The following is a 26513-nucleotide window of genomic DNA, read 5'->3' on the forward strand; positions in this document are numbered from 1 at the left end:
AGAAGAATAAAGGCGTCAGAAAGAGTAGACCAGCGTCACGGAGGTCTGCGTGTCGGTGTTCTTTTTATCGTCCGGCACGTTGGTGTCGCTGCGGACGCTGAACGCGGCCTTCAATTGCATGGTGTTGTTGATTTTGGTGCGCAGCGAGGTTTCCGCTTCCGAGTGGGTGTTCGAGGTGCCGCGTTCGACCATCAGCGTTTGCTGGAACAGGGCGTTTTCGCTCAGGCGCCATCTGAAGTTGCCGGCGCCACGGATGGTCATGCCGTTTTCGGTTTCGCCGGTGTCGCGTGCGCCGCGGAAGTAACCCGGACCGATTTCCACGTCCAGCGTCTTGGTCTCGGACTGATAGATCTGGGTGCCGTAACCGACGCCGATCGTCGAGTAGCGGATGTAGGCGCCGAACCTGTCGTCGACGTGCGTGGCCAGCGCGAACAGCCGGTCGCGGTCCTGCATCAGCTTATACGCCGCCTTGGCCGACAGCGAATAACGCTGCGCCGAGCGCTCGCGCACTTTTTCGCCGTCGGCATTGGTGATCTGCTCGTCCTTGAAATAGCCGGTTGCGACGTACTCGTTGCTCCAGTCGGGAAGTTCCTGCTTGGAATCTATCTTGCCGGTAACAGAAGTGCCGACCGTGTTACCGGAGGTGGAAATCGCGCCCAATTCGGCGGAGGTGCTCCAGCCGTAAGGCGGGTCCAGATCGACTGCGGCGGCATGACCGCAGGTGAGGGAGAGCGCTAGCGCGGGTACAAACAGCAATGGTTTCATAGGCATGGGAGGGCGTTGCCGGGCGTTGCCGGCGGTGCGTCGTCGTGTACTGAAGAAGGCGCTATTGTACCCGACACCAATTGCGTGTGGTTCCGTACAGAACGGGGCGGTGCAACGGAGGATCATTCGTCCATTCGCTGAACGGGGTTACCATCATGAAGACATCGCTGAAATTGACAAAAATGCTGCTGTGCGCCGGCCTGTTCGCCGCCACCGCATCCGCCACCTCGTTCGCAACCGCCGGCATCAACCGCTGTGTCGATCCGCAAGGCGCCGTGTTGCTGACCGATGCCGATTGCCCGCAGGGTAGCCGCGTTGCCAACGACGACGCCGCCGTCAGCGACACCGGCGCCGATGGCATCATCATCAACAGTGGTGTCGAGCGGGTCGTCCCCGTCGTCCAGAGCGGCGCCAATCTGCCGCGCAGCCGCTGGGCCGATCTGCCACGCCCGATCATGCGCAAGACCGGGGGCACCGATGCCGTGACCTTGCAGGCGGCCCGCAGCACGCTGCAGATGCAAGACGAATTGCGCCGCCAGGGTCGCATGGCGTCCCGCTGAAGTCTGTCAGCTAACAGCGATCAGCTGTCGGTGGCGTAGCTGAGCAAACCGTCCGACAGCGCCGCGAACGCGGTGGCGCAGGCGGGATTGGCGCGCAGGTTTCCATGCATCGCCAGCCAGGTGTCGAGCTTTATACTCAAAAGCTCAGGCAGCACGCGCACCAGCGCGGGATCGCGCAGCGCCAGCCGCACCTGGCAAATGCCGATGCCCAGACCCGCGCGGATCGCCGCCAGGTGCACCAGGTCGCTGTCGCTGCGCAGCGCGTAGTCGCTGGCGTCCAGCTCCGACAGGTTGGGGCGAAGCTTGCGCGTGAAGGCGTTCTCCGTAGCGACGCCGATCAATGCGTGGCGATCCAGCTCCTTCCAGTCGCGCGGCGTCCCGTGCCGTTCAATATAATCCCGCCTTGCGTGGAATCCCACCTCGATATCGCCGATGCGCCGGGCGATCAGCACATCCTGTTGCGGACGCTGCATGCGCACCGCGATGTCGGCGTCACCTTTGAGTAAATCTTCGACGCGGTTGGAGATCGACAGTTCGATCCCGATGCCCGGATGATCGGCCCTCAAACGCGCCAGTATCGGCGGCAGTACCTCCACACCTATCACTTCGCTGGCGGTGACGCGAACCGTTCCGTGGATTTCGCCGTCGTCGCGCCCCAGAGCGGAGGCGGCACGCAGCAGCGCCGTGGAGGCCGAGGCCAGCGTCTCCGCGTGCGGCCGCAGCGCGCGAGCGTCGTCGGTGGCGATCAGGCCCGCCTGCGAACGGGTGAACAGCGATAGGCCCAGCGCCTGCTCCAGCGTCTCGATATGCCTGCCCACGGTGGGCTGGGTCAAACCGAGTTCGCGCGCGGCGCCGGACAAGGAGCCTTCACGCATCACGGCAAGGAAGGAGCGGTACAAATCCCAATTCGGTTCGCTTGTAGTCATACGAAATTGTATAGCGACTATTCAAGTTTCGGTAATTTTCTTTTAGCGCGATCCGGTCCACACTGACTCCATCGACAATCAATTGGGAGAACGGCATGGAACAAACGAAAACCGCGTTGGTACTGGGCGCCACGGGCGGCATCGGCGGCGAAGTGGCCCGCCTGCTGGTGGCGCAAGGCTGGAAGGTAAAGGCGTTGCACCGCGCGCCGGAACGGGTGGCGGCCAGCGGCGACGGCATCGAATGGCTGTCCGGCGACGCGATGGAACGCGACGATGTCGTTGGCGCCGCACAGGGAGCGTCGCTGATTGTGCACGCGGTCAATCCACCGGGCTACCGCAACTGGGGCTCGCTGGTGCTGCCGATGATAGACAACACCATCGCCGCCGCCCGTGCGTGCGGCGCACGCATCCTGCTGCCGGGGACCGTATACAACTATGGCCCCGACGCCTTTCCCGATGTGCGCGAGGACTCGCCGCAGCATCCCGTCACCCGCAAAGGCGCGATCCGCGTCGCGCTGGAGCAGCGCCTGCGGGACGCAGCCGCCGATGGCGTGCGCACCCTGATCGTCCGCGCCGGCGACTTCTTTGGGCCGAAAGCGGGAAACAGCTGGCTGGCGCAAGGCCTGATCAAGCCGGGCAAACCGGTGACCGCGATCAGCAATCCGTCCAGCCCCGGCGTCGGCCATCAATGGGCGTATCTGCCCGACGTCGCCGAGACTATGGTACGGCTGGTGGAGAAGGGCGACGCGCTGCCTGCCTTCGCGACCTATCACATGCAAGGCCACTGGGACCCGGACGGCACGCAAATGGTGGCGGCCATCGCGCGCGCAGCCGGCAAGCCGGAACTGAAAGTGAGCGCCGTTCCTTGGTGGCTGCTAACCCTGGCATCACCGTTCGTGCCGGTGCTGCGCGAATTGCGGGAGATGCGCTATCTGTGGCGGCAGCCGGTGCGGATGTCGAATGCGCGGCTGCGTGCGGTGCTGGGCAGCGAGCCGCATACGCCGCTCGATACGGCGATGCGCGCCACGCTGATTGGACTGGGTTGCCTGGAAAACCAGGAAGAGGGTGGCGCGACGGCGGATCGCGGTCAGGCCGCCTCGCGCCGGTCGGCAGCCATGACGTAACGGTTTTTGCCGGCATGCTTGGCCGCGTACAGCGCCCGGTCGGCATGGTGGTAGCTGACCGAGAGGTCGGCCTGCTTGTCGAATTCGGCGATGCCGATGCTGATCGTTCGCGCGGGCACGCAGGCCGCCCGCACTTCGTCCAGCAGCCGCCCGGCGAACACGCATGCTTCGGCCGCGTCGCCGTGGAAGACGACGCCGAACTCTTCGCCGCCGAGCCGTCCGCACAGGTGGTCGGCCGAGAGCCGGCCGATGACGGCGGCGGTTCGTTTCAGCACTTCGTCGCCCGCGTCGTGGCCGAGCGTGTCGTTGATCTTCTTGAAGTCGTCGATGTCGATCATCAGGAAGTGCAGCGGACCGTCGCTTTGCTGGGCGGCGCGGGCGTCCAGGGTGAACTTGCGCCGGTTGTTCAAGCCGGTGACGCTATCCTTGAAGGCCAGCACCGTTAGCTCCTCGCGGGCGCGGTAATTGCCAACCCGCAAAGTCAGAAAATAGACGTTGAGATAGACACCGATGCACAGGCTGCCGCCGATGGCCACCAGCGCCAGGTTGAAGTCGAGCTGGCCGAGTTGGCCCGGGAAATGGCCGGCGCCGAGCACCAGCCAGATGGCGACGACCGTGGCGACGTAGTTCATCAGCCCGCTAAACACGGGCGCCGAGGCCAGCGCCATGGCGATGCCGATCGGCAGCACCCAGAATACCGGGTGCTCGGTCCGGTCCACGAATAGCCGGAACGCGATGGCGGTGGTCACGGCGCCAAGCACGCCGCTGAAGATCAATTGTCGCAGCGACCGGGCGCGGAAGGTCAGGAGCAGACTGGCCAGCATACCGGGCGTGCCCAGTAGTACGTTCAGATGGCCGTCGCCGTTCGAGCCGAATAGCAGGGCAATCGCGCACAGCCAGGCGATTAGTCCGAAGGCCTGGGTCAGTATGACGACCGGACGGCCCTCGACAAAAAATTGTCGTTGCTGTTCCGGCTCGCCGATGAAGTAGGTAAAGGCAAAAAGTTTTCGCATGAGATACGCATTAATTTCCCAAGAGTATAAATCTTGTAGCCGGGAAAAAATAGTGATTCTCGTGTAAATGTCAGCAAAATAAAGGAACTTGCAAAAACTTATCAACAATTACCAAAATGCAACTTAGCTAAAAACGGACTCATGGCGCGACCGAATACGTGCGCTTCAGGCAGCGCAGCACGAAGGTCGAACGGCTGTGGCGCAACCCCGGCAGCTTGTACAGTTTCCGGCGCAGGAACTCTTCATAGCCAGCCGTCCCGGCCACCGCCACCTTGATCAGGTAGTCGTACTCGCCGGTCAGCAGATACGCCTCCATCACCTCGGGCAGTTCGGCCAGCGCCTGGCCGAACTTGTCGAAGATGTCGTCGTCGTGGCGGTCCAGCGTGACCTCGATGATGACGGTGTCCGGGTAGCCCAGCGCGGTCTGGCTCAGCAGCGCCGTGTAGCCCTCGATCATGCCGCTTTCCTCCAGCGCCCGGACGCGGTTCCAGCATGGCGTGGTGGACAGGCCGACCTTTTCGGCCAGTTTGGTGTTGCTCAGGCGACCGTCCTGGCGCAGTTCGCGCAGGATGCGTCGGTCGAGTTCGTCGATTTCCATGGGTCGCTCCGGAGAAGATGAATATCCCAAGGATACTACACAGGACAGGACAATCTTCTTCAAAATAGGTCAATCCCTGACAATTCAGGAAGCCTATTTTGTGCAACCCGGGATATTCTGATGGTATGAATACTGCACAGAAAAACTACCGTTTTAGCATCGAACCGGATGCGCCCATCGCCACGCTGGAGGCGGCGCTAGCCGTGGTCCGCCGGCTCGGCATCGAGTTGCGCGGACTGCGCACGACGACCGGCGTGCACGGTCTGGAAGTGCATCTGCGCCTGGCCGCGCCGGAAGAGGATCCGCTGGTGCTATGCCGCATGCGCCTGCACAACGTGATCGGCGTCCAGGCCGTACGCGAGCTGCCGTTGCCGACCCCTACGTCAAGCTGTATTTGATCAGGAACACGATGGCGATGACCCAGACCACCGGCTTGACCTGGCGCGCCTGGCCGGTGAGCAGCTTGAGGCCGGCGTAGGTGATGAAGCCGAAGGCGATGCCATGGGCGATCGAGTACGTGAACGGGATCACCAGCGCAGTGATCGCCGCCGGCACGCTTTCAGTGGTGTCGCTCCAGTCGACGTCGACCAGGTCGCGCAGCATTAGGCAGGCGACGAACAGCAGCGCCGGCGCGGTGGCGTAGGCCGGCACCACGCCGGCGATCGGGGCGAAGAACAGCGCCGCCAGGAACAGCAGCGCAACCACCAGCGCGGTGAGGCCGGTGCGCCCGCCGGCCTGCACGCCGGCCGCGCTTTCCAGGTAGGCAGTGGTGCTGGAGGTGCCCAGCACCGAGCCGGCCACGATGGCGCAGCTGTCGGCCAGCAGCGCCTTGTTGAGGCGTTCCATTTTGCCGTTGACCAGCAGGCCGGCGCGGCTGGCCACGCCCATCAGGGTGCCGGTGGCGTCGAACAGCTCGACCAGGAAGAACACCAGCACCACGTTGAACAATCCCATCGAGATGGCGCCGGCAAGGTCGAAGTGGAACAGCGTCGGCGCGATCGACGGCGGCAGCGACATGAAGCCCTTGAACGTATTCCCGCCGAAGAAAAAGCTCAGCACCGTGACGGCGACGATGCCGATCAACAGCGCGCCCGGCACGCGCAGACGGTCCAGCGTGACGATCAGCAGGAAGCCGAAGATGGCCATTAGCGTATGCGGATTGTGCATGTCGCCGACGGTGACCAGCGTTTCCGGATTGGCCACCACCAGGCCGGCGCTTTTCATGGCGATCAGCGCCAGGAACAAACCAAGGCCGACGGTGATAGCCACCCGCAGCGACTGCGGAATACCGTTGACGATATGTTCGCGCACCTTGAACACGCTGACGATGATGAACAGGCAGCCGGAGATGAACACCGCGCCCAGCGCGGTCTGCCACGGCACGCCCATGCCGAGCACCACGGCGTAGGCGAAGTAGGCGTTCAAGCCCATGCCCGGCGCCATGCCGATCGGGTAGTTGGCGTACAGACCCATGATCAGCGTGCCCAGCGCGGCCGCCAGGCAGGTGGCGACGAACACCGCGTCTTTCGGCAGTCCGGCGTCGCCCAGGATGGCGGGATTGACGAAGATAATATAAGCCATCGTCAGGAAGGTGGTGACGCCGGCGACCACCTCGGTGCGGATGTTGGTGCCGTGTTCGGCAAGCTTGAAGAAGTGGTTAAGTGACATGGCGAATGGGGGTAGCGCGGAGAGGGCGAAGAATAGCACGGAGCCGCCCCGCGCCGGGTATCGCAGGCGGTCGTAATGCTGTTACAAATGCGCGTTGCCAAAATACATTGCATTATGTACACAGAAGTGTCAAAATGCAAAATCTGCTGCCTGTTTGATACGACTGGTTGCTTCAATGTCACGGCGGCGTCGCTGAATCTGCCTTTCACAGGGCGTCTTACCTGCACGGGACCATCCCACCACCATGGAATTCGCTTCATGAAAGCCCGCATCTGGGGCGCGCGCGGCTCGCTGCCGGTGGCGCTGAACCACAAGCACATCCGCGCCAAGCTGGTCTCGGCGCTGGAGGGGGCGATCGGCCGCGATCTCGATACGCCCGGAAAGGTGGCGGCGTACGTCGACAACGAACTTGATTTCGACGTGCGCGGCACCTATGGCGGCAATTCGAGCTGCGTCGAAGTCGAGGCCTGGGACCCGGCGGCCACCAGCGACCATATCATCCTGGATCTGGGCTCCGGCGCGCGGCCGCTGGCCGGCGCCAAGCTGGCGCGCTACGGCCCGGCCAAGCCGCAGACCTACCATGTGTTCATGTCCCATCTCCATTGGGATCACATCATGGGCTTCCCGTTTTTTACGCCGGCGTATATTCCCGGTAACCGCATCATTATCTACGGCTGCCACGCCGAGCTGGAGGCGGCCTTCCGCCGCCAGCAGGACCCGATCAGCTTCCCGGTCGGCTTCGACCAGCTGGCGGCCAGCATCGAATTCGTGCGCATGGAGCCGGGCGTGCCGGTGTTGGTAAAGGATGTCATGGTGACGGCCAAGCGCCAGCTGCATCACGGCGACTCGTACGGCTACCGGCTCGAGCGCGACGGGCTGGCCATGGTCTATAGCACCGATTCCGAGCACAAGCTCGACGACGCCGCCGGCCGCGCGGCCTTTGTGGAGTTCTTCCGCGACGCCGATCTCGTGATCTTCGATGCCATGTATTCGCTGGCGGAGTGCGTCTCGGCCAAGGCCGATTGGGGACATTCGAGCGGCTCGGTGGGCGTGGAGTTGTGCCGGCTGGCCGGCGTGCGCACCTTATGCCTGTTCCACCACGAGCCGGTGTACGACGACGCGCGCATCTCCGGCGTGCTGGCCGAAACCCGACGGTACGCCGCCGCCACCGGCGAGACGCCGCTGGAGGTGGTGTCGGCCTACGACGGCATGGAAATCGACCTGTAACGTGCCGATGACGGTTTAGTCGGCGATCGCGTAGCCGTCGCGGCCGTTGCGCTTGGCGGCGTACAGCGCGCTGTCGGCGCGCGCCACCAGTTCGGCGGCCGATTCGCCTTCGCCCTGGTGCAGCGCCAGGCCGATGCTGGTGGTGACCGCGATGTGCGTGTCCGCCACGGCGAACGGTTGGCGGATCGCCTCGACGATCTTGAGCGCCAGCCGCGCCGCCTCCTCGATGTGCGCCACCTGTTCGAAGATGATGATGAATTCGTCGCCGGCGACGCGGGCGACGGTGTCCGAGGCGCGCACGTTGGCCGCCAGGCGGGCCGCGAACTCCTTGAGCACGTCGTCCCCGGCGCCGTGGCCGCGCGTATCGTTGATGGCCTTGAAGTGGTCGATGTCGAGGTAGGCCAGCGCCAGCGGCACGCGGTTGCGCCGGGCGCGCACGATCGCCAACTGCAGTATCTCTTCGAACATGCGGCGGTTGGCGATGCCGGTCAGCGTGTCGATGCGCGCCAGCTGCGTCAGGCGTTGCTCGATCTCCTTCATGCGGGTGGTGTCGTGGGTCAGCGAGTAGATGCCGACGACGGCGCCGTCGCCATTCAGCTCCGGCACGAACGTGGTCTCGAGCGCGTGTTCGCCGCCCTCGATCCTGGCGGTGTGCTCGTAGGTGGCGTTGTGGCCCGCGTAGGCGCGGTCCAGGTGCGGTTGCGCCAGCGCGTACTGGGTGTTGCCGACCGCTTCGACCAGATGGCGGCCGATCATCTTGACCGGATCGATGCCGAACCAGTGCAGGAAGGTGGCGTTGAGGAACTGGAAGGTGCGGGCGTGGTCCAGGTAGGAGATCAGCACAGGCAGGTTGTCGGCCAGCGTGCGCAGGCGCTTTTCGCTGGCGGCGATCTTGCGCTCGTAGGCCACCCGCTCGGTGACATCGTGCAGGAAGGCGGTGGCGTAGTAGGCGCCGTCGTGGCGCAGCGCGCCGAGCGACAGCTCCACCGGCACCTCGCTGCCGTCCTTGTGCAGGGCCGCCACCCGGACGCGCGAATTCATCAGCGCTCCGGCATGGCCATCGGCGAAGCTGCGCATGCCGGCGCCGTGCTTGCCGCGCAGCGCCGGCGGGACGATCAGTTCGGCGATGTCGCGGCCGATCGCCTCGTCGCGCGTCCAGCCGAAACTGCGCTCGGCGGCGGCGTTCCACTTGGTGATGATGCCGTTGGCCTGGCAGCTGACAAAGGCGTCCGGCGCGCGTTCGAGGATGCTGCTGATGAGCGATTCGCTGTCGCGTATCGCCGTTTGCGCGGCCTCGCGTTCGGCCATCAGTTCGTGGAAGGCCACGCTCAGCGCGCCGATTTCGTCGGCGCGTCCGCGCTGCAGCACGCCGATGCCGGCGCGGCCGCCGCGAATGTCGTCGATGTGCCCGCGCAGGCGGCCCAGTGGCCGCAGCATCCACTGCACCGATAGCCACGCCATCAATCCCGCCAGCGCGGCAAACACGGCGGCGCCGAGCATGGCCTTTTTGCGCATGGCGATCATCGGCGCGAACGCTTCCTCGATCGGGAAGCGGGCGCCGATGATCCAGTCGGTGGCGCGCAGCCGCTTGAAGGAGTAGATGCCTGGCCTGCCTTCGCGGCCGACCGTTTCTTTCCAGCCCTCGAAACCGGTCAGCGCCAGCTCGGTGGCTTCGCTGTGGCCGGGGCGCTGGTCGTTGCGCTTGAGCACGAGATCCGGCTTGGGGTGGTGCAGCACCACGCCGTCTGCGGTCATCATATAGGTGTAGCCGGTCTTGCCCGGCTTCTGAGCGGCCACCTGCTCGGCAAACGAAGGGCTGCTCAGGTCGATGCTGCCGCACAGCAGCATCAGCGGGCGGCCGTCGGCGTCTGGCACAGGATGGGCGATCATTATCGCCGGACGGCCCGTCAGTATGCTCTTGAAAGGCGGCGACACCGCCGGCTTGCCGGCCGCCAGCGTGCGCTCGAACCAGGCCTGCGCGGCCTGGCCCGGGTCCAGCGCGGAGACGCCGCCGTCGCCCTCGGTGTTGAGCAGCACGCCGCGCCGGTTATAGATATGCAGGTTGAGGAAGCGCCCGCGCGCCACCGGATGGCGGGCGACGAACGCCCGCATGGCGGCCGGGCTGGCGCTGTCGCTCTCGGCCAGCGTATCGGCCAGGCTGGCAAGCAATACTTTGCGGGCCGTGAATTGAGCGTCGACCTGGGCGGCGGCCGACGACAGCAGCGCGTATTGCTGGTCGCCGATGACGCTTTTCATGTCGCGCTCGGCGAGCACCAGCGCGACCCATGCCACGGTCATCGTGGCGGCCAACACCAGCATCACGACCACCCCGGTCATGCGGAATTTGAGGCTGCGCGGAAGTCGTCCAAAAACGGTCATGTCGCTCCTAAGTGCGTTTGGGCAAGTATTGCATACCCCGACAGGCAAGGCCAGCGGGTACAATCGCCGCTGCCGCAGGCCATCGGTCGGCCGTTCGCCGGCCTTTACAAGGGATGCGGAGTATGCTTCAAGCAATTTTGTGGGACAACGACGGTGTGCTGGTCGATACCGAGAGGCTGTTTTACGAAGCCAACCGAGAGTTGTTCAGGCCGCTTGGCCTGGAGCTCAGCGAGCAGCACTTCTTCGACTGGTATCTGGCCGACAACTGCGGCGCCTGGCATTTGCTGGAGCCGGCCATGAGCGAGTCGCAGCAGGATGCATGGCGCGCGCAGCGCAACGCCCGCTACGCGCTGCGGCTGGCGTCGGAGCACATTCCCGCCATCGACGGCGTCGCCGAGGTGCTGGCGAGCCTGGCGCCGCGCGTGCGCATGGGCGTCGTCACCAGTTCGATCCGCGAGCATTTCGATATCATCCACGCGCGTTTGCCGCTGCGGCGGCACTTCGAATTCGTGCTGACGCATGAATCCTATGCCAACAGCAAGCCGGCGCCGGACCCTTATCTGCTGGGGCTGGAGCGCCTGGGCGTGGCGGCGGCCGACGCCTTGGTGGTCGAGGATTCGCCGCGCGGCCTGCAGGCGGCGATGGCGGCCGGCATCCGCTGCGTCATCCTGCGCAACGCGCTCACGCGCGGCCACCATTTTTCCGGGGCGTACCGGGTGGTCGACACGATGGCCGAGTTACACAAGGAAATCGAACTGCTGTTGTCGGCGGAAGGCTGACAAGCGAAACAGCAATCGCGGCGTAGCAGGCGTGCGACATCGCCGACGGCCTTTCAGTAGCATGGTCCGCGTAGGTACTGAACATGTTCTGAAGAAAGGAGTCCATCATGCCCCGAGGAGCAAGCCCCAAGCGCGAGCACGAATACAAGGAGCTGGAACATCAATTCGAACAGGAAGGACGCTACCCCGGCCGCGAGGAAGAGGTGGCGGCGCGGATCGTCAACCAGCAGCGTGCCGAGACCGGCGAAACCAAGCAACCGCCCGGCCGCACCGGAACCGGCCACCGCCGGCGCAACACCACGCGCCGCAACAAGGCGTCCTGACCGCGTACATTTGCGTTGTCATATTTTCACCCAATGCGGCGAAAACAATGTAAAATGACAACCAGTGTTACAGTAATTGAAATATAAAACCGAGCCTCTGGTAGGGTGGATGTTTTGGAAAGGGTCGAATCCTGACGGGTTCGGCCCTTTTTCTTTGGGCCGCGCTCGGCTAGAATGCCGCCTCCAAAATCCTCCCCTGGGGAAATATGAATTTGTTGCAACGAAGCGCGGCCGCGACGGCCATCGCTTGCGGCCTGATCGCCACGTCGGGCCTGTTTTCCAATGCGCAGGCCAGCGCGTCCCATTCCCCCCGCACCCAATGTCCGGTCCATTATGTCGACGGTCGCTTGCCGCAGATCGGCAACCCCAAGATGGGCGCCTCCACCACCGAGCTGTGCTACGACGTGTTTGGCGTGATGCATTCGGCAATCACGCGCACGCCGCTGTGGTCGGCCGAGCACCTGACCGCCGACAACATCGCCGCCGCCAAGCAGTTGTCGCGCGAGGACAGCTTCCACGCGGAACCGCGTTTGCCGCCCGGCGCCCGGGCCGAACTCGACGACTACGCCCGCAGCGGCTACGACCGCGGCCACATGGCACCGAACGGCGACATGCCGGACCGGCGCGCCCAGCACGATAGCTTCACGCTGGCCAACATGGTGCCGCAGGACGCCGAGAACAATCGTCATCTGTGGGCCGGTATCGAGGCCGTGGTGCGCAAGCTGGCGCAGAAGGAGGGCGATCTGTATGTGATCACCGGTCCGGCCTTCATCGGCCGCGACCTGCGCAAGATCGGCAACGTGCTGGTGCCGACGCACTTGTATAAACTGGTCTACAGCCCGCGCCAGCGCGCCGGCGCCGCTTTCTTTGTCGAAAACCGCGCCGACGCCGAGTACGAGACGCTCAGCGTGGCCGAACTGGAAAGCAGGATCGGCATCGATCTGTTACCGTCGCTGTCGGCGCAGCGCAAGCGCGAACTGCTGCAGCTGCCCAATGTGCGGCAGCGCAAAGGCAAGGAGAGGAGCCGGCAATGGGCAAACTAAACAATCAATTCATTCCGTATGCGAACGAGTCGGACGTGTTGCACATCGGCCGGCTGACGATCGAGAACCGGGTCGACCGAATCACCCTCAGCGGCGACGTCGACCTGACCGCCGACCAGGCAGGGCTGGCCGAGGCGCGGGCGCTGCACCAGCTGCTGGGCGACATCGTCGGGCGGCTGGAGGGCATGGCGTTGCCGGCCACGTTGCCGGCACCGCAGCGACAGATTGTGCGCAACCCGTTTGAATGACCCAGTGCGACGGCCCATGGCGGCGTAGTCGTCGCCATGGGTTTATTTGCAACATTCAACCATTCTTCGCGGCGCGACAGGCGCCGGCGCCGGTACCATGTGTTACCATAAGGCAACCCTAACTACGCTTGCACATATATGGCTTCCACCACGGGATTGAATGCGATCGACGCGTTGTTACATAGCAGCTGGGCCAGCTCCCCTGGCACCGCCGTGGCGCTGACCTACAGTTTTCTGACCGCTGCGCCCGTCAACGCAAGCACCGATGACGCCAACGGCTTCAAACCGATGACCGCCACTCAGCAGGCGGCGGTCAAGGTCGCGCTGGGGACTTGGGCCGCCGTGGCGAACGTCACGTTCACGCAAGTGGCCTCCGGCGGCGACATCCAGGTCGGCACCAACGACCAGGGCGACGACAGCGGCGCCTACGCCTACCTGCCGGGCGGTTGGGGGCCGACTTATATGTACACCAACAACCATGCAAGCTATAACTCCAGCTTTGCCGAGGGCGACTACGGCCCCGCAGTGTTGATCCACGAATTCGGTCATACACTGGGATTGAAGCACCCCGGCGATTACGATTCGACCGGCAGCGACGTTGACGGCCCTTTCCTGCCCGCCGACACCGACAACCTCGATTACACGCAGATGTCGTATAACACAGGCGACGGCTTTCAGCTGAACGGCAACTATGGTGTCACGCCGATGATGTACGACATCCTGGCGATCCAATATATGTACGGCGCCAACATGACGTATCACACCGGTGCCGATACGTACCGCTTTACCACCGACTCCGCGCTGCAATGCATCTGGGACGCGGGGGGCAACGATACGCTCGATTTTTCGGCCTGCAGCCGCGCCACCGTCATTAATCTGAACCAGTTCGGTTTCAGCTCGACAGCGCCGGGCTATTACAATGTCTCGATCGCCCTGAACGTTACGATCGAAGCTGCGATCGCCGGCAACGGCGGCTCCACCATTTTCGGCAACGACGCAGGCAATACGATCACTGGCGGCCTTGGCAGCGACACGGTCTACCTGGGCAAGGGCAGCGACACCGTCAACGGTGGCGGCGGCTCGGACAAGGTTGTCTTCGACAAGGCGTTCGGTGATTACGCGGTCTCCGGCATTAAATCCGCGTTGACGGTGGCCGGAGAGGGGAATGACATTCTGAACCGGATTTCGACGATCGAGTTCAGTGACCGCACGATCCAGTTGTCCAACTACGGAACCGTGCACGGCGCTACCGGCGGCGCCGACGCGTTCACCGCCGGCGCCGGCAGCGAGCTGTTCTCCGGCGGCGCGGGCATCGACACCATCGCCTACAACGGCGTGCGCGGCAGTTTTTCCATCGCCGGCAGTACCGGCGGCGGCTCCTTTACCGTGGCCGATAAAACCGGCGTCGGCGGCGTCGATCTGGTTGGCGGGGTCGAACGCTTGCTGTTTTCCGATGGTAGCGGGGTCGCGCTCGATGTCGGCGGCCACGCCGGCCAGACCTACCGGCTGTATCAAGCCGCCTTTGATCGCGCGCCCGATTTGCCGGGCATGGGTTTCTGGCTCAATCACCTCGACGGCGGCATGAGCCTGCAGGCGATGTCGCAGAACTTCCTGCAAAGCGTGGAAGGCGTGGCCGCCTACGGTTCGCTCACCGATGCGCAGTTTGTCACGTCCCTGTATTCCAACGTGCTGCACCGCGCGCCGGATGCCGCCGGTTTCGAGTTCCATCTGGGGAATCTCGCCTCAGGCATCAATACCAGGGCGGTTGTGTTGATGGGGTTTTCGGAGTCGGCCGAGAACCGGGCCGCGCTTGTCGGTGTCACCAGCAATGGCATCGAGTTTACCGTCGTTTAAGCACTTCGGTGATGGCGTCAGCCAAGTCGCCGTCCGCCGCAGGCAGGCTGATGCGGTTGCGGCCCATGTGCTTGGCCCGGTACAGCGCTGAGTCGGCCGCCGCCACCAGCTGGCTGGAATCGTTGTCCGGCGCCGCCAGCGCGGTGGCCGCGCCGATGCTCACCGTCACCACGTGGCCCTGGGTGCCCAGGTTGGGCATGTGCAGCTGTTCGACGCGGCAGCGGATGCGCTCGGCCACGATGGCTGCGCCCTTGAGCGACTGGTTGGGCAGGATCACGGCAAACTCCTCGCCGCCGTAGCGCGCCACCAGGTCGTTGGTGCGCATCTCGCTGGCGACCGCCTTGGCGATGCGCTGCAGGCATTCGTCGCCGCCCAGGTGGCCGCAGGCGTCGTTGTACTGCTTGAAATTGTCGACATCGACCATCAGCAGCGACAGCGGCTGTTGCTGGCGCAGCGCGCGCTGCCACTCGGCGTACAGCGTGTTGTCGAAGCAGCGGCGGTTGGCCAGGCCGGTCAGGCCGTCGCGGGTGGCCAGTTGTTCCAGCGCCACCTGCGCGCATTTTTCGTCCGTCACGTCGCGCAGCGTCTCGACCACCGCCAGCAGCTTGCCCTCGTTGTCGACGATCGGGCTGGCGTCGGCGGCCAGGTAGCGGCGCCGGCCGATGCGCGGCATGTCGCACCAGTTTTCCGCCCGCAGGTTGCCGTCGGGGCCGGCGCGCCGCTGGCCGGACGGGTCGGCGCCCCGGTGGCGCAGGACCAGATCGGCCAGCGTGGTGCGCTGTTCATGGTAAAAGCCGCGCCACTGATCGGTGGTGCCCAGCACCTCCCAGGCTTCGACCGCCGTCAGGCGTTCGCACGCGCGATTCCAGATGATGACTTTGCCGTGGGCGTCGAGCACGAAGGTTGGAATGACCAGCAATTCCATCATCTGGAGCGCGATGCCGTGCGGCTGCTCCGACTGCGGGTATTCCATCACATGTTCGATCTTGGACTTGCGGTTCATGAGGGCGGCCTTTGGCGGGGAATAGGGATGCGGGGTACGGGGCGGGCGCTGGGGCAGGGCGGGCGTTATGACAGCGGGAACGACATCGTCAGCGCGGTGCCGCTACCGGGCGCGGAGGCGACGTCGAAGCGTCCACCGGCCTCGGCGACCCGTTCCGCCATGCCGCGCAGTCCGTTGCCGCGCCGGACCGTGGTGGCGCCGTCGGCGGCGATGCCGACGCCGTTGTCGCGCACGGTCAGGCTCAGCCGGTCTTGCGCGCGGCTGACGCCGACCGAGACCTGCGAGGCGCGGGCGTGGCGGGCGATATTGCTGAGCGACTCCTGCAAGATGCGGTAGATGACTTTGTCCATGCCGCCGTCGACGCGGCCGTCGGCGGCGATGGCCTCGGCGTCGAGCTGGCAGGCGATGCCGCTCAGGCGCGAGAATTGCGCCACCTGCGCCTCGACGGCGCCGCGCAATCCGTCGCGCAGGCCCTCCGGCTGCAAATCGCGTACGATGGAGCGCATCGAGCGCAGCGTCGACGCGACACGCTCGTCGACTTGCTGCAGCGCTTCGGCCAGCTCGGGATGCCGCGCGGCCAGCGCGCCCAGTTCAAAGCTCATCGCCAGCAGATGTTGGCCCAGGTCGTCGTGCAGGTCGCGGGCGATGCGGCGGCGGTCGGCGTCGCGCAGCGCTTGCTGGCTCCGGCTCAGGTGGCAGACCTGGCGGCGGGTGTCGGTCAGCGCCTGTTCGGCCAGCGCGCGGTTGCCGCGCTCGTGCGACAGCCGGTCCTGCAGGCGCGCTTCGGCGCGGGCGAACGCGCTGCGCTGGCGCTGCTGCCGCCAGAGCATCAGCAGGGCGAGCCAGACCAGCGCGCACACGCCGCTGACGATGATATCGATCTGGATGACTTGCGGCGCGTAGTGCATGGTGGTCCCCTGTGGCCCGGCGCCGTTTCGATGCATCGGGTGGGATGCTTGAAAGCCGGTCGCGACCCTATGAAAGTACAGTAGTTGCCGCCAGGCAGCATTGTGCAACGTCAATATGGGCGGGAAACCACTGGAAACTGTCGAAAAGTGTCGCGTGGGATATAATTGAGGGTTGTCCAATCGGGAACTATCGTGACTTACAGCATCAAAGAGATTTTTTACACCCTGCAGGGCGAGGGCGCGCATGCCGGCCGTCCGGCGGTTTTCTGCCGTTTTTCCGGCTGTAACCTGTGGACCGGCCGCGAGAGCGACCGCGCCAGCGCTGTGTGCCAGTTCTGCGACACCGATTTCGTCGGCACCGACGGCGAGGGTGGCGGCAAGTTCAAGACGCCGCAAGAATTGGCGGCGACCATCGCCGCGCTGTGGCCGGCGACTTATCCAGCCAGCAAGTACGTGGTGTTCACCGGCGGCGAACCGCTGTTGCAGTTGGATACCGCGCTGATCGACGCGATGCACGCGGTCGGTTTCACGATCGCGATTGAAACCAACGGCACCTTGCCGGTGCCGGCAGGCGTCGACTGGATTTGCGTCAGCCCCAAGATGGGCTCCACCCTGGTGGTGACCAAGGGCAGCGAGATCAAGGTCGTGATACCGCAGACCGGGCAAGACCTGGCGGCCTACGAACAGCTGGACTTCGAGAACTTCTATGTGCAGGCGATGGACGGTCCATTGGCCGAGTTCAACACCAAACTGGCGATCGAGACCTGCAAGCGCAATCCGAAATGGAAGCTGAGCCTGCAAACCCATAAACTTTTACAAATACCCTAAGAAAAGATGTCATGCTGACTATTACCCGCAAGCTGGAATTCGACGCCGGCCACCGCATTCCCGACCACAAGAGCCAGTGCCGCAACCTGCACGGCCACCGCTACACGCTGGAAATTACCCTGACCGGCAACATCATCACCGCCGAAGGCAATTCCGACAACGGCATGATCATGGATTTCTCCGACATCAAGGCGTTGGCGAAAGAGCATCTGGTCGATGTCTGGGACCACGCCTTCATCGTCTACGAGAAGGACGCGGCGGTGCGCGATTTCCTGGCAACCTTGCCGGGTCATAAGACGGTCGTGATCGACCGCATCCCGACCGTGGAAAACCTGGCCCATGTCGCCTTCGCCATCCTCAAGGCGGCCTACAAGGACCGTTACGGCACGGGTTTGCACCTGCATAAGCTGGTGCTGCACGAGACCCCGAACTGCTGGGCAGAGATCACCGATGCCTGAGGCGACGTCCGAGGTGACGGCGGATGATTTTATGCGGCTGGCGCTGGAACAGGCGCAGCACGCGTGGGATCTGGGCGAGGTGCCGGTCGGCGCCGTCGTTGTCAAGGACGGCGTGGTTATCGCGCGCGGCTACAACCAGCCGATCGGCAAGCACGACCCGACCGCGCACGCCGAAATCGTCGCTTTGCGCGCGGCCGCCGAGGTGCTGGGCAATTACCGCCTGCCCGGCTGCGAGTTGTACGTAACGCTGGAGCCGTGCGTGATGTGTTCCGGCGCCATGATGCATGCGCGCCTGGCCAAGGTGATCTACGGCGCCACGGACCCGAAAACCGGCGCCTGCGGCTCCGTGGTCGATCTGTTCGGGCAGGAGCAACTGAACCACCATACCGAAGTCAGCGGGGGCGTCATGGCCGACGCGTGCGGCGCAATGCTCAAGAGTTTCTTCGCCGCACGCCGGGCCGCCGCAGCCGCCGCCCGGCGCGACGCCCGGGTATCAGACTTTTAATTCGAACACTTTCAACACGATCCCCGGCGCGCGTTTCCAGACGCGGGCAAAAATGGTATGCTCAAGCCACGATGCGCGGCGCATCGTCGGCATCGCCGCCAGCCCCTTCCCGGAGACCGCTTTGGCTACCGCAAAAGCAAACGGCATTACGCTCACCTACGAAGCCAGCGGCAACCCGCAGGACACCCCCTTGTTGCTCATCATGGGCCTTGGCATGCAACTGATCGCCTGGCCGCAGGACCTGGTCGACGGCCTGGTCGAGCAGGGGTATTACGTGATTCGCTACGACAACCGCGACATCGGCCTGTCGAGCAAGTTCGACCATTTCAAAAAACCCAACCTGATGCTGGCCTACCTGAAGTCGCTGGTCGGCTGGCGGCAGTCGCCCGCGTACACGCTGAACGACATGGCCGACGACGCGCTCGGCCTGCTCGACGCGCTCGGCATCGCCCGCGCGCACGTGGTCGGCGCCTCGATGGGCGGTATGATTGGGCAGATCTTCGCGTCGCGCTTTGGCGAGCGCACGCTGAGCCTGACGTCCATCATGTCGAGCAGCGGCCGGCGTGGCCTGCCCGGGCCGACCTCGGCCGCGCGCGCGGCGCTGATGCGCGGTCCCGCCAACGCCGGCGACCGCAAGGAAGTGATCGACCACGCCGTCGGCGTGTTCCGCACCATCGGCAGCCCGTCGTTTCCAACGCCGGAACGCCAGCTGCGCGCCAATATCGAACGCGCGCTCAACCGTAACGTCAATCCGGCCGGCGTCGCCCGGCAGATGGTAGCGGTGGTGGCCTCGGGCGACCGCACGCCGCTATTGCGCAAGATTTCCTGCCCGACGCTGGTGATCCACGGCGCGGCCGATCCGCTGGTGCCGGTGGCCTGCGGCGTCGATACGGCCGAAGCCATTCCCGGCGCCAAGCTGCAGGTGATCGAAGGCATGGGCCACGATTTGCCGCCGCAATTGATCGAGCGCTTGCTCGCCTTGCTCGACAACCATCTGCGCGGTAACATGGCGCCCGACATGCCGGTGGTGATCACCCGTCGCGCCGGCAGCGACACTCCTCAACAATAAAGCTTGCAACTGACTTGAATACTACAAGAATCGGCATCGCCATTGTCGCGCCCGGCGGCGCCGCGCCCAACGCCGCCGCGCTGTACGCCGGCATCGCCCGGCTGGAACAGCAGGGATTCCTGGTCCATAATTATTACGACGACAACCAGCGCCACCTGCGTTTCGGCGGCACCGACGCCGGCCGCCTGGCGCAACTGAACGCCGCCGCCGCCGATCCGGAGGTGCAGATCGTCATCGCGCTGCGCGGCTCGTACGGCATGAGCCGGCTGCTGCCGATGATCGACTTCGGGGCGATGGCCGACAGCGGCAAGTTGTTTGTCGGCTACAGCGACTTCACGGCATTCCAGATGCCGCTGATGAAGCAGACCGGACGTATCAGCTTTGCCGGGCCGATGATCTGCGACGACTTCGTCCGCGAGGAAACGGAAGCCTACACGATGGCGCAGTTCTGGGATTGCCTGCGCGGTCCCGTGCACAGCGTGCGCGGCGAGGTGGCCGACGGCCGCGCCGATAATCCGGTGGTCGAGGTTGGCGGCCGGCTGTGGGGCGGCAACCTGGCTATGATGGTCAGCCTGCTGGGCACGCCGTATTTCCACGCGCTCGACGACGGCATTGTGTTCATCGAGGATATCGCCGAGCATCCGTACCGGATCGAACGCATGGTGCTGCAACTGCTGTACGCCGGCGCGCTGGACGGCCAGCGGGCGCTGGTGCTGGGCGACTTTTCCGGCTACAAATTGGGCGCGCTGGAAAACGGCTACGACTTCGAGACCATGCTGGCCTATCTGCGCCAGCGCTTGCCGGTGCCGGTGCTGACCGGTTTGCCGTTCGGCCATATCAAGCGGCGCGCCACCTTGCCCTACGGCGGGATGGCGCGGCTGGTGTCGGATGCGCGCGGCTTCGAACTGACGATCCGCGACTATCCGACCTTGCAGGGCTGGTAGGGCTTACTGCACCCGGCGCACGCGCGGGGGCTGCTTGGCGCCGTCGACTTCGAAGAAAATCGTGCCGATGGCGTTGCGGCTCAGGATCACCTTGGGGTTGGTGCGTTCCATAAACCATTCAGAGCTGCCATCCACTACGCGCCAGACCTGTCCGTTGGCCAGTTTGAATTGCGTGGTGGGACCCCAGCCCTCGATCTTGCCGACCACGGTGCTTTCGATGGACTTGAGGTCGGCGGTTCTATCCTTGGCGATGGTGTCCAGTCCGAATCCGGCTTCGGTGTTGGCTGCCGGCGCTTGCGGGGTGGCCGCAGGCGCCGGTTTCGCCGCCAGAGCCGGTGCTGCCACTGCAGGGCTCGCAGCGCTCGGCTTGGCGGCGGGCGCCACCGGGATCGCGTCGTAGCACGCCACGCGCGCGGCCACGTCGTTGATGGTGCGGCAGCGGAGCAGGGCGCCGTCGTCCGCCAGCGCGGAACCGGATATTGCCAGCAATATAACTAAAGCCTTCATCGATTACCTTCCAGTTTGAGATGTACTGATTATATCGATACGTCAACAAACTCCGGGAAGAAAAAAAAAGCCCGGGCGCGTGGGCGGCCGGGCTGTCGAAGAGAGGAGGGAGACAGCCTCCTCTTGGTGCTGGGTACGCGTTAGTTCCTGAAATTCATCCCGACCATGATGCGGCGGCCGGCGTAGGACGTGTCGAGCAGGTTGGGCGTGCCGTCGGCGAAGGCGGCGTACTGGGCCTGGCTGTTGGTGGTCGAGCTCAGGTTCAGGTTGCGGCCCTCGGCGAAGATCTCCATGTTTTTGTTGATGCGGTAGGCGATTTTGGCGTCGACGTAACGGGTAGCGTTCTTGAAGTTCGGCGAGCCCGGATTGTACGGCGTGATCGTGGTGCGCCCGCCGGCCGCGTTCGGGTAGTTGTTGACCGACGTGGCGCCACAGGCGGCGATGCAACTGAATTTCTGGCCAACCGCCTGCAGCGAGACCCGCATCGACAACGCGCCGTCGTCGTACCACAGCGAGGCGTTGTAGGTGTATTTCGATTCGCCGACCGGCGGCAGCGCCTCGCCGGTCAGCAGGTCGACCACGCGCTGGTCGGTGTTCTTCGAGCGCAGCTTGGTGTAGTTCAGGTCGACTCCGGTGTAGCGCAGCAGCCACGGCAGGAAGGTGAAGGCGGTCTTGCTGCCGTATTCCAGGCCGGTGCGGGTGATGTTGGCGCCGTTCTCGTAGGTGCGGTAGTCGAAGCCCAGGTTGTCGAGCGAGCGGCCCGTTTGCGGATCGACCAGCCCGGTGCCGCTGAACAGGCTGGCGGCGCTCTTGCCGACCACGTTGCTGCCGCCGACGATGCCGACCTGGCGGAACGCCCCCACCGAGAACGACGTGTCGTCGTTCGGATACCATTCCAGCGCCAGGTTCTGGTTCTGGTTGGTCTGGGCCCTCAGCGCCGGATTGCCGATGGTGCCCGAGCAAGATTGTTCCTCGTCATCCCTGCGGCGCTCGTCATAGGTGCAGGTGCCGGACGGGATCAGCGCGCTGACCGGTGGCCGCGCCACTTGCTTGGCGCGGTTGTAGCGCAACACCACCTCGTTGGGCACCATCCACAGCGACAGGTTCAGGATCGGCAGGTAATCGGTGGTGTTGGCGTCGAGCGCGGTCAGTTTGCTGGCGGTGGCGCTGATGGTGCCACCGGCGGCGGTCGGGGTGAGCGGGTCGTAAGAGGGCGATTTGATAATGGAGGTGAAGCTCATCACCCCGGTGGCGTGCACCTTGGTGCGCACCACGCGGTAGCCAAAGTTACCATCCAGTTCCATGCCGAACGGCAGGCGCCGGTTGGTGAACGGGATTTCATCGAGGCCGAAGTCGGTCATCAGGTAGGCCGCCGTGGTGCGTTCCTTGAAGGTGCTGACCGGCTGCTGATAGACCTTGCCGTCGCTGGCCGTGCATTCCTTGACGCAGTCGAAGTTGACGTTGGGCGAGTTGACCAGACTGAACACTTTTTCGACGTCGATCTGGTTCCAGCCGTTGATCAGCCCGGCGGGACGGTCCGGCATGCCGTTGAAGAAGCGCGTGTTCGGTTGCGTCATCGATTGCGCGATGATGTCGAGGAACTGCTGTTGCGACATGTACGTGTTGCCCGAGCGCGCGGAGGCCGGGTCGGTGTTGGGCACGTAGCCGGCCGCGCACGGTTTGCCGCCCGGTCCCAGCGAGCCCGGCGTGTCGGTGCAGCCGGAGAAGAAGCTGCGCACGTTGGCACTTGGCAGTATTACGGCCGGCACGTAGCCGGCCTTGCCGAATTCGCCGACGGCCGTTTGCACGGTCGAACCGCCGCCGCCCCAGCTGCTGCCGGAGGTCTGGCGGAAGTTAAAGCCGCTCTTGACGCGTTTGAAGAACGGCACTTTCTCGCTCAGCGCGTAGCTGAAGTCGGCCTTGGCGGTGCGCTCCTCGGTCTCGGCCATCTTGGGCGAGAAGGTGATTTGCGGCGCCTGCGTGCTCAGCGGTTGCTGGTTGATCGTGTACGCCGGCACGGCGGGGTTCTTCGGCCCGGCCTCGATTGCCTTGGTGTCGGTCCCGGCAGGGCGCACCTGTGCGTAGATGGTCGGATCGGCCTGGTTAAAGCTGCTGCCGGCCGGCTGTTCGTAAGTCCACAGGCCGTTGGGCAGCACCCGCATCGTGGTCGGACCGTAGTCGTAACTCCAGTTGGTGCGCTTGTCGCCGCGCTGCCAGGTGGAACGGGCGTCGCCGGCGAAGAATTCAGCCGCGAAACCGCCGTTCTTGTACACGCCACCGGTCTGGAAGTAGCGGTCCGTGGTCTTCATGACGTTGTGGATCTGGTCGGTGTTGACGTTGGCGTCACTGATTGTGTATTGCGTCACGTGGTGGTTGGCGTCCACCACCACCGAGCGCGGGTCGACGTTGGCGACGACGCCGGTGGCCGGATACAGGTTGGCGCGGTAACTGGCGCCGTCGTACAGGTAGTAGCCGGAACCGGGCACGGCGCTGCGCACGCCGCCTGCCGTGTCGGTGAAGGTCGGGCCCTGGTAGGTCGGACTGTAGGACGTCGTCGGATTGGTGTTCAGCCCGCCCAGTCCGTAAGTTTGGTTGTTGTCGTCGACTTCCCGTCGGGCGTAGTTGACCTTGCCGTACACGGTCAACTGGTTGTTGACCTTGAAGTCGAAGCGCAGATCGACGGTGCCGCGCTTGTCCTCCTGACGTTTTTCAAGGAAGCGCACCAGCGAAGGGGTGTAGTCGTTCCATTGGTTCAGGCAACTGAGCAATTCGTTGCCGCGGGCGTTGATGGCGGCGTTGCGCGCGGTGTTGCCGTTGATCGCGTTGGCCTGCGCCGTGGTGAGCGCCGGGAAGGCCGCGTAGCAGGCGGCCTTGGTCTGGGCCGCTGCCGATTTGGTCAGGATGTCGGCCGGTGACGCGTGGTCGAAGAAGCCGCCGGCCGTCAGCGGCGAGCGCAAGGTCGGCGCGGTGCTGGCCGGGTCGTTGGGCGACAAGGTACCTGGCTGGTAGGTGAAGGTCTTGTTGGGCGAGTTGTCGAAATCGACGTTGCGCGCGTAGCCCGCGCTGCGGCTGGTGGCGATTTCCGACGAGTGGGCCTCGTTGACCGCGCGCGAGGTCGAGGCGTTGAGCATGACGCCGAAGCGGTTGTCGAAGAATTTACGGGTCAGGATCAGGTTGGTGTCGGGCGTCCAATCCTTGTTCAGCGAGCCTTGCGTTGCGGCCACGCGCAGCGAGTAGAACGGGTCCTTGAAGTCCAGGCTGGTGCGGGTCTTGATGATGATGCCGCCGCCCAGCGAGCCTTCGGTCATGTCGGCGGTGGCGCCCTTGACGACGTCGACGCTTTTGATCAGGTCGGCCGACAGCGAACGGAACTCGACGCCACGGCCGCTGCCGCCGCCGTTCATGTCGGTGCCGCCGGCCGATTGCACGCCCTGGCCGTCGATTTCGACGCGGGTCAGGTCGGCGCTGTTGCCGCGGATGGCCACGCTGACGCCTTCGCCGAAGTCGCCGCGGTCGAGCGCGACACCGGCGATGCGGGAAATGGCCTCGCCGATGTTACGGTCGGGGAAGGCGCCGACGTCGTCGGCGACGATCGAGTCCATCGCCGTGGCGGCGTTCTTCTTGCGCTCGATGCCCGATTGCTGGGCCGCGCGCTGGCCCTGGACGACGACGGTCTTGATCTCGGTGGCAGCCGCCGGAGCGGGCGCCGGCGTCGGTGCCTGGGCCTGGGCTTCCGGCTTGGTGTCCTGGGCGCTGGCGTGACCGGCGACGATGGACGCCAGCGCGATCGAGACCGCGTAAGCGATCGGTGTGAGGCTCAATGGTTTGGCGCGCGCGCCGTGGGTGTGTCCGTGCATGCTGTCTCTCTCCCTGACTGGCCTTTGCGGCCATTTTTAGAGCCGGTCGTGTTCGCCGGGCTAATATATTAGCGGCTAGTCTAGTGTCGAAAACAGGCGCGCGGATTGTTAATAAGAAAAGAATCACCCGGTTGAGCGGGATACTGATTTGCATGAAAAAGGCCGCTTCGCCGGGTGCTTTGGTTATCGCCCGGCGTCGCCCGGCGGCGTCCTTTGCCCGGCTGCCGCACAAAAATGTTAAAATGCCCGGTTAATCGGTATCGTTATCGCTGCCATCGCCTTATCACTATTTTCTTCACCGCTTTAAGGGTTTCTTCGTGCTATCTACAGCCAACATCACCATGCAATTCGGCGCCAAGCCGCTGTTTGAAAACATCTCCGTCAAGTTCGGCGATGGCAATCGCTACGGCCTGATCGGCGCCAACGGTTGCGGCAAGTCCACGTTCATGAAGATCCTGGGCGGCGATCTGGAGCCGTCGGGCGGCAACGTGATGCTGGACACGAACGAGCGCCTGGGCAAGCTGCGCCAGGACCAGTTCGCCTTTGAAGAGATGCGCGTGCTCGACGTCGTCATGATGGGCCACACCGAGATGTGGGCCGCGATGCAGGAACGCGACGCCATCTACGCCAATCCGGAAGCGACCGACGACGATTACATGAAGGCCGCCGAGCTCGAAGGCAAAGTGTCCGAGTATGACGGCTACACGGCCGAGTCGCGGGCCGGCGAACTGCTGCTGGGCGCAGGCGTGGACATCGAGCTGCACAAGGGACCGATGAGCAATGTGTCGCCGGGCTGGAAGCTGCGCGTGCTGCTGGCTCAGGCGCTGTTCTCGAATCCGGACATCCTGCTGCTCGACGAGCCGACCAACAATCTGGACATCAACACCATCCGCTGGCTGGAGGACGTGCTCAACGACCGCAACTCCACCATGATCATCATTTCCCACGATCGCCACTTCCTCAACCAGGTGTGCACCCACGTGGCCGACATGGATTACGGCACGTTGAAGATCTATCCGGGCAACTACGACGAGTACATGTTCGCCTCGACCCAGGCGCGCAACCAGCAACTGGCCAACAACGCCAAGGCCAAGGACAAGGTCGCCGAACTGCAGGACTTCGTGCGCCGCTTCGCCGCCAACAAGTCCAAGGCCCGCCAGGCAACGTCGCGCGCCAAGCAGATCGAGAAGATCAAGGTCGACGACATCAAGCCGTCGTCGCGCGCCTATCCGTTCGTGCGCTTCGACGGCGAGAAAAAGCTGCACCGTCTGGCTGTCGAGGTCGACAGCATCGCCAAGAAGTACGACCGTCAGCTGTTCAATAACTTCAGCATCATGGTCGAGGCGGGCGAGCGCATCGCCATCATCGGCGCCAACGGCGCCGGCAAGACCACCTTGCTGCGCTGCATCGGCGGCGACGACATCGCCGGCCTGCACGCCGACCACGGCACCGTCAAGTGGGCCGAGAACGCCAACGTCGGCTACATGCCGCAGGATCCAACCGAAGAGTTCGCCAAGGACACGACGTTGACCGACTGGATGGGTGACTGGACCCAGGAAGGCGACGACGACCAGGCCGTGCGCTCGATCCTGGGCCGGTTGCTGTTCGGCGGCGACGAGGTCAAGAAGTCGGTCAAGGTGCTGTCCGGTGGCGAGAAGGGCCGCATGATGTACGGCAAGCTGATGCTGGGCCGCCACAACGTGCTGCTGCTCGATGAACCGACCAACCACATGGACATGGAATCGATCGAATCGCTCAACATCGCGCTGGAGAAATACGCCGGCACCTTGATCTTCGTGTCGCACGACCGCGAGTTCGTGTCGTCGCTGGCCAACCGCATCATCGAGATCAAGGCAAACGAAGTGGTCGATTTCCGCGGCAACTACGAGGATTACCTGACCAGCCAGGGTATCGATTAACTTCACGT

25 protein-coding genes are annotated in these 26513 nt (G+C 64.3%); 15 read left to right on the plus strand and 10 right to left on the minus strand.

Annotation, left to right across the window (positions count from 1 at the left end):
• Window positions 1–15: 15 nt before the first annotated feature.
• Entirely contained in the window at window positions 16–765 is a 750-nt protein-coding gene (locus ACZ0BA_RS07685) for a DUF481 domain-containing protein (protein ID WP_463454722.1), read from the minus strand.
• 155 nt (window positions 766–920) lie between these two features.
• Between ACZ0BA_RS07685 and ACZ0BA_RS07690 the strand changes: the two genes are divergently transcribed.
• Window positions 921–1325 carry a hypothetical protein gene (locus ACZ0BA_RS07690; protein WP_463450731.1) on the plus strand — a complete coding sequence of 135 codons (405 nt, stop codon included), beginning with the start codon at window positions 921–923 and terminating at the stop codon, window positions 1323–1325.
• A gap of 20 nt (window positions 1326–1345) precedes the next feature.
• Here the strand turns inward: ACZ0BA_RS07690 and ACZ0BA_RS07695 are convergent, their stop codons facing one another.
• Window positions 1346–2251: a LysR family transcriptional regulator gene (locus ACZ0BA_RS07695; protein WP_463450732.1), complete on the minus strand. Its 906-nt coding sequence runs from the start codon at window positions 2249–2251 to the stop codon at window positions 1346–1348.
• 95 nt (window positions 2252–2346) lie between these two features.
• Here ACZ0BA_RS07695 and ACZ0BA_RS07700 point away from each other — a divergent pair, with 95 nt between their 5' ends.
• The gene (locus ACZ0BA_RS07700; protein ID WP_463450733.1) at window positions 2347–3375 is read left to right on the plus strand and encodes an SDR family oxidoreductase; all 1029 of its coding nucleotides are present in this window, start codon (window positions 2347–2349) and stop codon (window positions 3373–3375) included.
• Here ACZ0BA_RS07700 and ACZ0BA_RS07705 read toward each other — a convergent pair.
• Together ACZ0BA_RS07705 and ACZ0BA_RS07710 are read right to left on the minus strand one after the other, a co-directional pair.
• On the minus strand, window positions 3339–4388 hold the full coding sequence (locus ACZ0BA_RS07705; protein ID WP_463450734.1) for a GGDEF domain-containing protein: 1050 nt from the start codon (window positions 4386–4388) through the stop codon (window positions 3339–3341). The two genes, ACZ0BA_RS07700 and ACZ0BA_RS07705, sit on opposite strands and share 37 nt — an antisense overlap.
• A gap of 139 nt (window positions 4389–4527) precedes the next feature.
• A complete protein-coding gene (locus ACZ0BA_RS07710) occupies window positions 4528–4986 on the minus strand; it encodes an Lrp/AsnC family transcriptional regulator (protein WP_463450735.1) in 459 nt (152 codons plus the stop codon).
• Between the two features lie 125 nt (window positions 4987–5111).
• On the opposite strand from ACZ0BA_RS07710, the gene ACZ0BA_RS07715 reads away from it, so the two are divergent.
• The gene (locus ACZ0BA_RS07715) at window positions 5112–5384 is read left to right on the plus strand and encodes a hypothetical protein (RefSeq protein WP_463450736.1); all 273 of its coding nucleotides are present in this window, start codon (window positions 5112–5114) and stop codon (window positions 5382–5384) included.
• Here ACZ0BA_RS07715 and ACZ0BA_RS07720 read toward each other — a convergent pair.
• Window positions 5365–6654 (minus strand): NCS2 family permease, encoded by a 1290-nt coding sequence (locus ACZ0BA_RS07720; protein WP_463450737.1) that lies wholly within the window; start codon window positions 6652–6654, stop codon window positions 5365–5367. The genes ACZ0BA_RS07715 and ACZ0BA_RS07720 overlap by 20 nt on opposite strands.
• A gap of 258 nt (window positions 6655–6912) precedes the next feature.
• On the opposite strand from ACZ0BA_RS07720, the gene ACZ0BA_RS07725 reads away from it, so the two are divergent.
• The gene (locus ACZ0BA_RS07725; protein ID WP_463450738.1) at window positions 6913–7881 is read left to right on the plus strand and encodes an MBL fold metallo-hydrolase; all 969 of its coding nucleotides are present in this window, start codon (window positions 6913–6915) and stop codon (window positions 7879–7881) included.
• A gap of 15 nt (window positions 7882–7896) precedes the next feature.
• On the opposite strand, the gene ACZ0BA_RS07730 is transcribed toward ACZ0BA_RS07725, so the two are convergent.
• Window positions 7897–10260, minus strand: coding sequence for a diguanylate cyclase domain-containing protein (locus tag ACZ0BA_RS07730; protein WP_463450739.1), 2364 nt, complete (start codon window positions 10258–10260; stop codon window positions 7897–7899).
• Between the two features lie 122 nt (window positions 10261–10382).
• Here ACZ0BA_RS07730 and ACZ0BA_RS07735 point away from each other — a divergent pair, with 122 nt between their 5' ends.
• The 5 genes from ACZ0BA_RS07735 to ACZ0BA_RS07755 all read left to right on the plus strand — a co-directional run bounded on the left by ACZ0BA_RS07735 (window position 10383) and on the right by ACZ0BA_RS07755 (window position 14507).
• Window positions 10383–11039, plus strand: a complete 657-nt coding sequence (locus tag ACZ0BA_RS07735) for an HAD family hydrolase (RefSeq protein ID WP_463450740.1) — start codon at window positions 10383–10385, stop codon at window positions 11037–11039.
• A 107-nt stretch (window positions 11040–11146) separates the two neighbouring features.
• On the plus strand, window positions 11147–11362 hold the full coding sequence (locus ACZ0BA_RS07740) for a hypothetical protein (RefSeq protein WP_463450741.1): 216 nt from the start codon (window positions 11147–11149) through the stop codon (window positions 11360–11362).
• A 206-nt stretch (window positions 11363–11568) separates the two neighbouring features.
• Window positions 11569–12405, plus strand: a complete 837-nt coding sequence (locus ACZ0BA_RS07745) for a DNA/RNA non-specific endonuclease (RefSeq protein ID WP_463450742.1) — start codon at window positions 11569–11571, stop codon at window positions 12403–12405.
• A complete protein-coding gene (locus tag ACZ0BA_RS07750) occupies window positions 12393–12653 on the plus strand; it encodes a hypothetical protein (RefSeq protein WP_463450743.1) in 261 nt (86 codons plus the stop codon). The genes ACZ0BA_RS07745 and ACZ0BA_RS07750 overlap by 13 nt, the downstream gene beginning before the upstream one ends.
• A gap of 138 nt (window positions 12654–12791) precedes the next feature.
• Entirely contained in the window at window positions 12792–14507 is a 1716-nt protein-coding gene (locus ACZ0BA_RS07755; RefSeq protein ID WP_463450744.1) for a DUF4214 domain-containing protein, read from the plus strand.
• On the opposite strand, the gene ACZ0BA_RS07760 is transcribed toward ACZ0BA_RS07755, so the two are convergent.
• Both ACZ0BA_RS07760 and ACZ0BA_RS07765 read right to left on the minus strand, forming a co-directional pair.
• Window positions 14494–15510: a GGDEF domain-containing protein gene (locus ACZ0BA_RS07760; RefSeq protein ID WP_463450745.1), complete on the minus strand. Its 1017-nt coding sequence runs from the start codon at window positions 15508–15510 to the stop codon at window positions 14494–14496. The genes ACZ0BA_RS07755 and ACZ0BA_RS07760 overlap by 14 nt on opposite strands.
• A 65-nt stretch (window positions 15511–15575) precedes the next feature.
• The gene (locus ACZ0BA_RS07765) at window positions 15576–16418 is read right to left on the minus strand and encodes a sensor histidine kinase (protein WP_463450746.1); all 843 of its coding nucleotides are present in this window, start codon (window positions 16416–16418) and stop codon (window positions 15576–15578) included.
• Between the two features lie 192 nt (window positions 16419–16610).
• On the opposite strand from ACZ0BA_RS07765, the gene queE reads away from it, so the two are divergent.
• From queE to ACZ0BA_RS07790, 5 genes are all read left to right on the plus strand, one after another.
• The gene (gene queE / locus ACZ0BA_RS07770) at window positions 16611–17246 is read left to right on the plus strand and encodes a 7-carboxy-7-deazaguanine synthase (RefSeq protein ID WP_463450747.1); all 636 of its coding nucleotides are present in this window, start codon (window positions 16611–16613) and stop codon (window positions 17244–17246) included.
• Between the two features lie 11 nt (window positions 17247–17257).
• Window positions 17258–17704, plus strand: a complete 447-nt coding sequence (gene queD / locus ACZ0BA_RS07775) for a 6-carboxytetrahydropterin synthase QueD (protein ID WP_028819556.1) — start codon at window positions 17258–17260, stop codon at window positions 17702–17704.
• Window positions 17697–18209, plus strand: coding sequence for a tRNA adenosine(34) deaminase TadA (gene tadA, locus ACZ0BA_RS07780; RefSeq protein WP_463450748.1), 513 nt, complete (start codon window positions 17697–17699; stop codon window positions 18207–18209). The genes queD and tadA overlap by 8 nt, the downstream gene beginning before the upstream one ends.
• Window positions 18210–18330: 121 nt before the next feature.
• Window positions 18331–19278 (plus strand): alpha/beta fold hydrolase, encoded by a 948-nt coding sequence (locus tag ACZ0BA_RS07785; protein WP_463450749.1) that lies wholly within the window; start codon window positions 18331–18333, stop codon window positions 19276–19278.
• Window positions 19279–19292: 14 nt separating this feature from the next.
• Window positions 19293–20222, plus strand: a complete 930-nt coding sequence (locus ACZ0BA_RS07790) for an LD-carboxypeptidase (RefSeq protein ID WP_463450750.1) — start codon at window positions 19293–19295, stop codon at window positions 20220–20222.
• Window positions 20223–20225: 3 nt separating this feature from the next.
• Here ACZ0BA_RS07790 and ACZ0BA_RS07795 read toward each other — a convergent pair whose 3' ends face one another.
• Together ACZ0BA_RS07795 and ACZ0BA_RS07800 are read right to left on the minus strand one after the other, a co-directional pair.
• The gene (locus tag ACZ0BA_RS07795; RefSeq protein ID WP_463450751.1) at window positions 20226–20729 is read right to left on the minus strand and encodes a hypothetical protein; all 504 of its coding nucleotides are present in this window, start codon (window positions 20727–20729) and stop codon (window positions 20226–20228) included.
• A gap of 140 nt (window positions 20730–20869) precedes the next feature.
• Window positions 20870–24586, minus strand: coding sequence for a TonB-dependent receptor (locus tag ACZ0BA_RS07800; RefSeq protein ID WP_463450752.1), 3717 nt, complete (start codon window positions 24584–24586; stop codon window positions 20870–20872).
• 317 nt (window positions 24587–24903) lie between these two features.
• Here ACZ0BA_RS07800 and ACZ0BA_RS07805 point away from each other — a divergent pair, with 317 nt between their 5' ends.
• On the plus strand, window positions 24904–26505 hold the full coding sequence (locus ACZ0BA_RS07805; protein WP_463450753.1) for an ABC-F family ATPase: 1602 nt from the start codon (window positions 24904–24906) through the stop codon (window positions 26503–26505).
• The last annotated feature ends 8 nt before the right edge of the window (window positions 26506–26513 follow it).

The sequence above is a fragment of the Duganella sp. AC917 genome, assembly GCF_979258245.1.

Excerpts from the sequence above, each read along its gene's own strand:
- ACZ0BA_RS07685 (WP_463454722.1), bottom strand. The coding sequence starts at position 765 with ATGAAACCATTGCTGTTTGTACCCGCGCTAGCGCTCTCCCTCACCTGC.
- ACZ0BA_RS07690 (WP_463450731.1), top strand. The coding sequence starts at position 921 with ATGAAGACATCGCTGAAATTGACAAAAATGCTGCTGTGCGCCGGCCTG.
- ACZ0BA_RS07695 (WP_463450732.1), bottom strand. The coding sequence starts at position 2,251 with ATGACTACAAGCGAACCGAATTGGGATTTGTACCGCTCCTTCCTTGCC.
- ACZ0BA_RS07700 (WP_463450733.1), top strand. The coding sequence starts at position 2,347 with ATGGAACAAACGAAAACCGCGTTGGTACTGGGCGCCACGGGCGGCATC.
- ACZ0BA_RS07705 (WP_463450734.1), bottom strand. The coding sequence starts at position 4,388 with ATGCGAAAACTTTTTGCCTTTACCTACTTCATCGGCGAGCCGGAACAG.
- ACZ0BA_RS07710 (WP_463450735.1), bottom strand. The coding sequence starts at position 4,986 with ATGGAAATCGACGAACTCGACCGACGCATCCTGCGCGAACTGCGCCAG.
- ACZ0BA_RS07715 (WP_463450736.1), top strand. The coding sequence starts at position 5,112 with ATGAATACTGCACAGAAAAACTACCGTTTTAGCATCGAACCGGATGCG.
- ACZ0BA_RS07720 (WP_463450737.1), bottom strand. The coding sequence starts at position 6,654 with ATGTCACTTAACCACTTCTTCAAGCTTGCCGAACACGGCACCAACATC.
- ACZ0BA_RS07725 (WP_463450738.1), top strand. The coding sequence starts at position 6,913 with ATGAAAGCCCGCATCTGGGGCGCGCGCGGCTCGCTGCCGGTGGCGCTG.
- ACZ0BA_RS07730 (WP_463450739.1), bottom strand. The coding sequence starts at position 10,260 with ATGACCGTTTTTGGACGACTTCCGCGCAGCCTCAAATTCCGCATGACC.
- ACZ0BA_RS07735 (WP_463450740.1), top strand. The coding sequence starts at position 10,383 with ATGCTTCAAGCAATTTTGTGGGACAACGACGGTGTGCTGGTCGATACC.
- ACZ0BA_RS07740 (WP_463450741.1), top strand. The coding sequence starts at position 11,147 with ATGCCCCGAGGAGCAAGCCCCAAGCGCGAGCACGAATACAAGGAGCTG.
- ACZ0BA_RS07745 (WP_463450742.1), top strand. The coding sequence starts at position 11,569 with ATGAATTTGTTGCAACGAAGCGCGGCCGCGACGGCCATCGCTTGCGGC.
- ACZ0BA_RS07750 (WP_463450743.1), top strand. The coding sequence starts at position 12,393 with ATGGGCAAACTAAACAATCAATTCATTCCGTATGCGAACGAGTCGGAC.
- ACZ0BA_RS07755 (WP_463450744.1), top strand. The coding sequence starts at position 12,792 with ATGGCTTCCACCACGGGATTGAATGCGATCGACGCGTTGTTACATAGC.
- ACZ0BA_RS07760 (WP_463450745.1), bottom strand. The coding sequence starts at position 15,510 with ATGAACCGCAAGTCCAAGATCGAACATGTGATGGAATACCCGCAGTCG.
- ACZ0BA_RS07765 (WP_463450746.1), bottom strand. The coding sequence starts at position 16,418 with ATGCACTACGCGCCGCAAGTCATCCAGATCGATATCATCGTCAGCGGC.
- queD (WP_028819556.1), top strand. The coding sequence starts at position 17,258 with ATGCTGACTATTACCCGCAAGCTGGAATTCGACGCCGGCCACCGCATT.
- tadA (WP_463450748.1), top strand. The coding sequence starts at position 17,697 with ATGCCTGAGGCGACGTCCGAGGTGACGGCGGATGATTTTATGCGGCTG.
- ACZ0BA_RS07795 (WP_463450751.1), bottom strand. The coding sequence starts at position 20,729 with ATGAAGGCTTTAGTTATATTGCTGGCAATATCCGGTTCCGCGCTGGCG.
- ACZ0BA_RS07800 (WP_463450752.1), bottom strand. The coding sequence starts at position 24,586 with ATGCACGGACACACCCACGGCGCGCGCGCCAAACCATTGAGCCTCACA.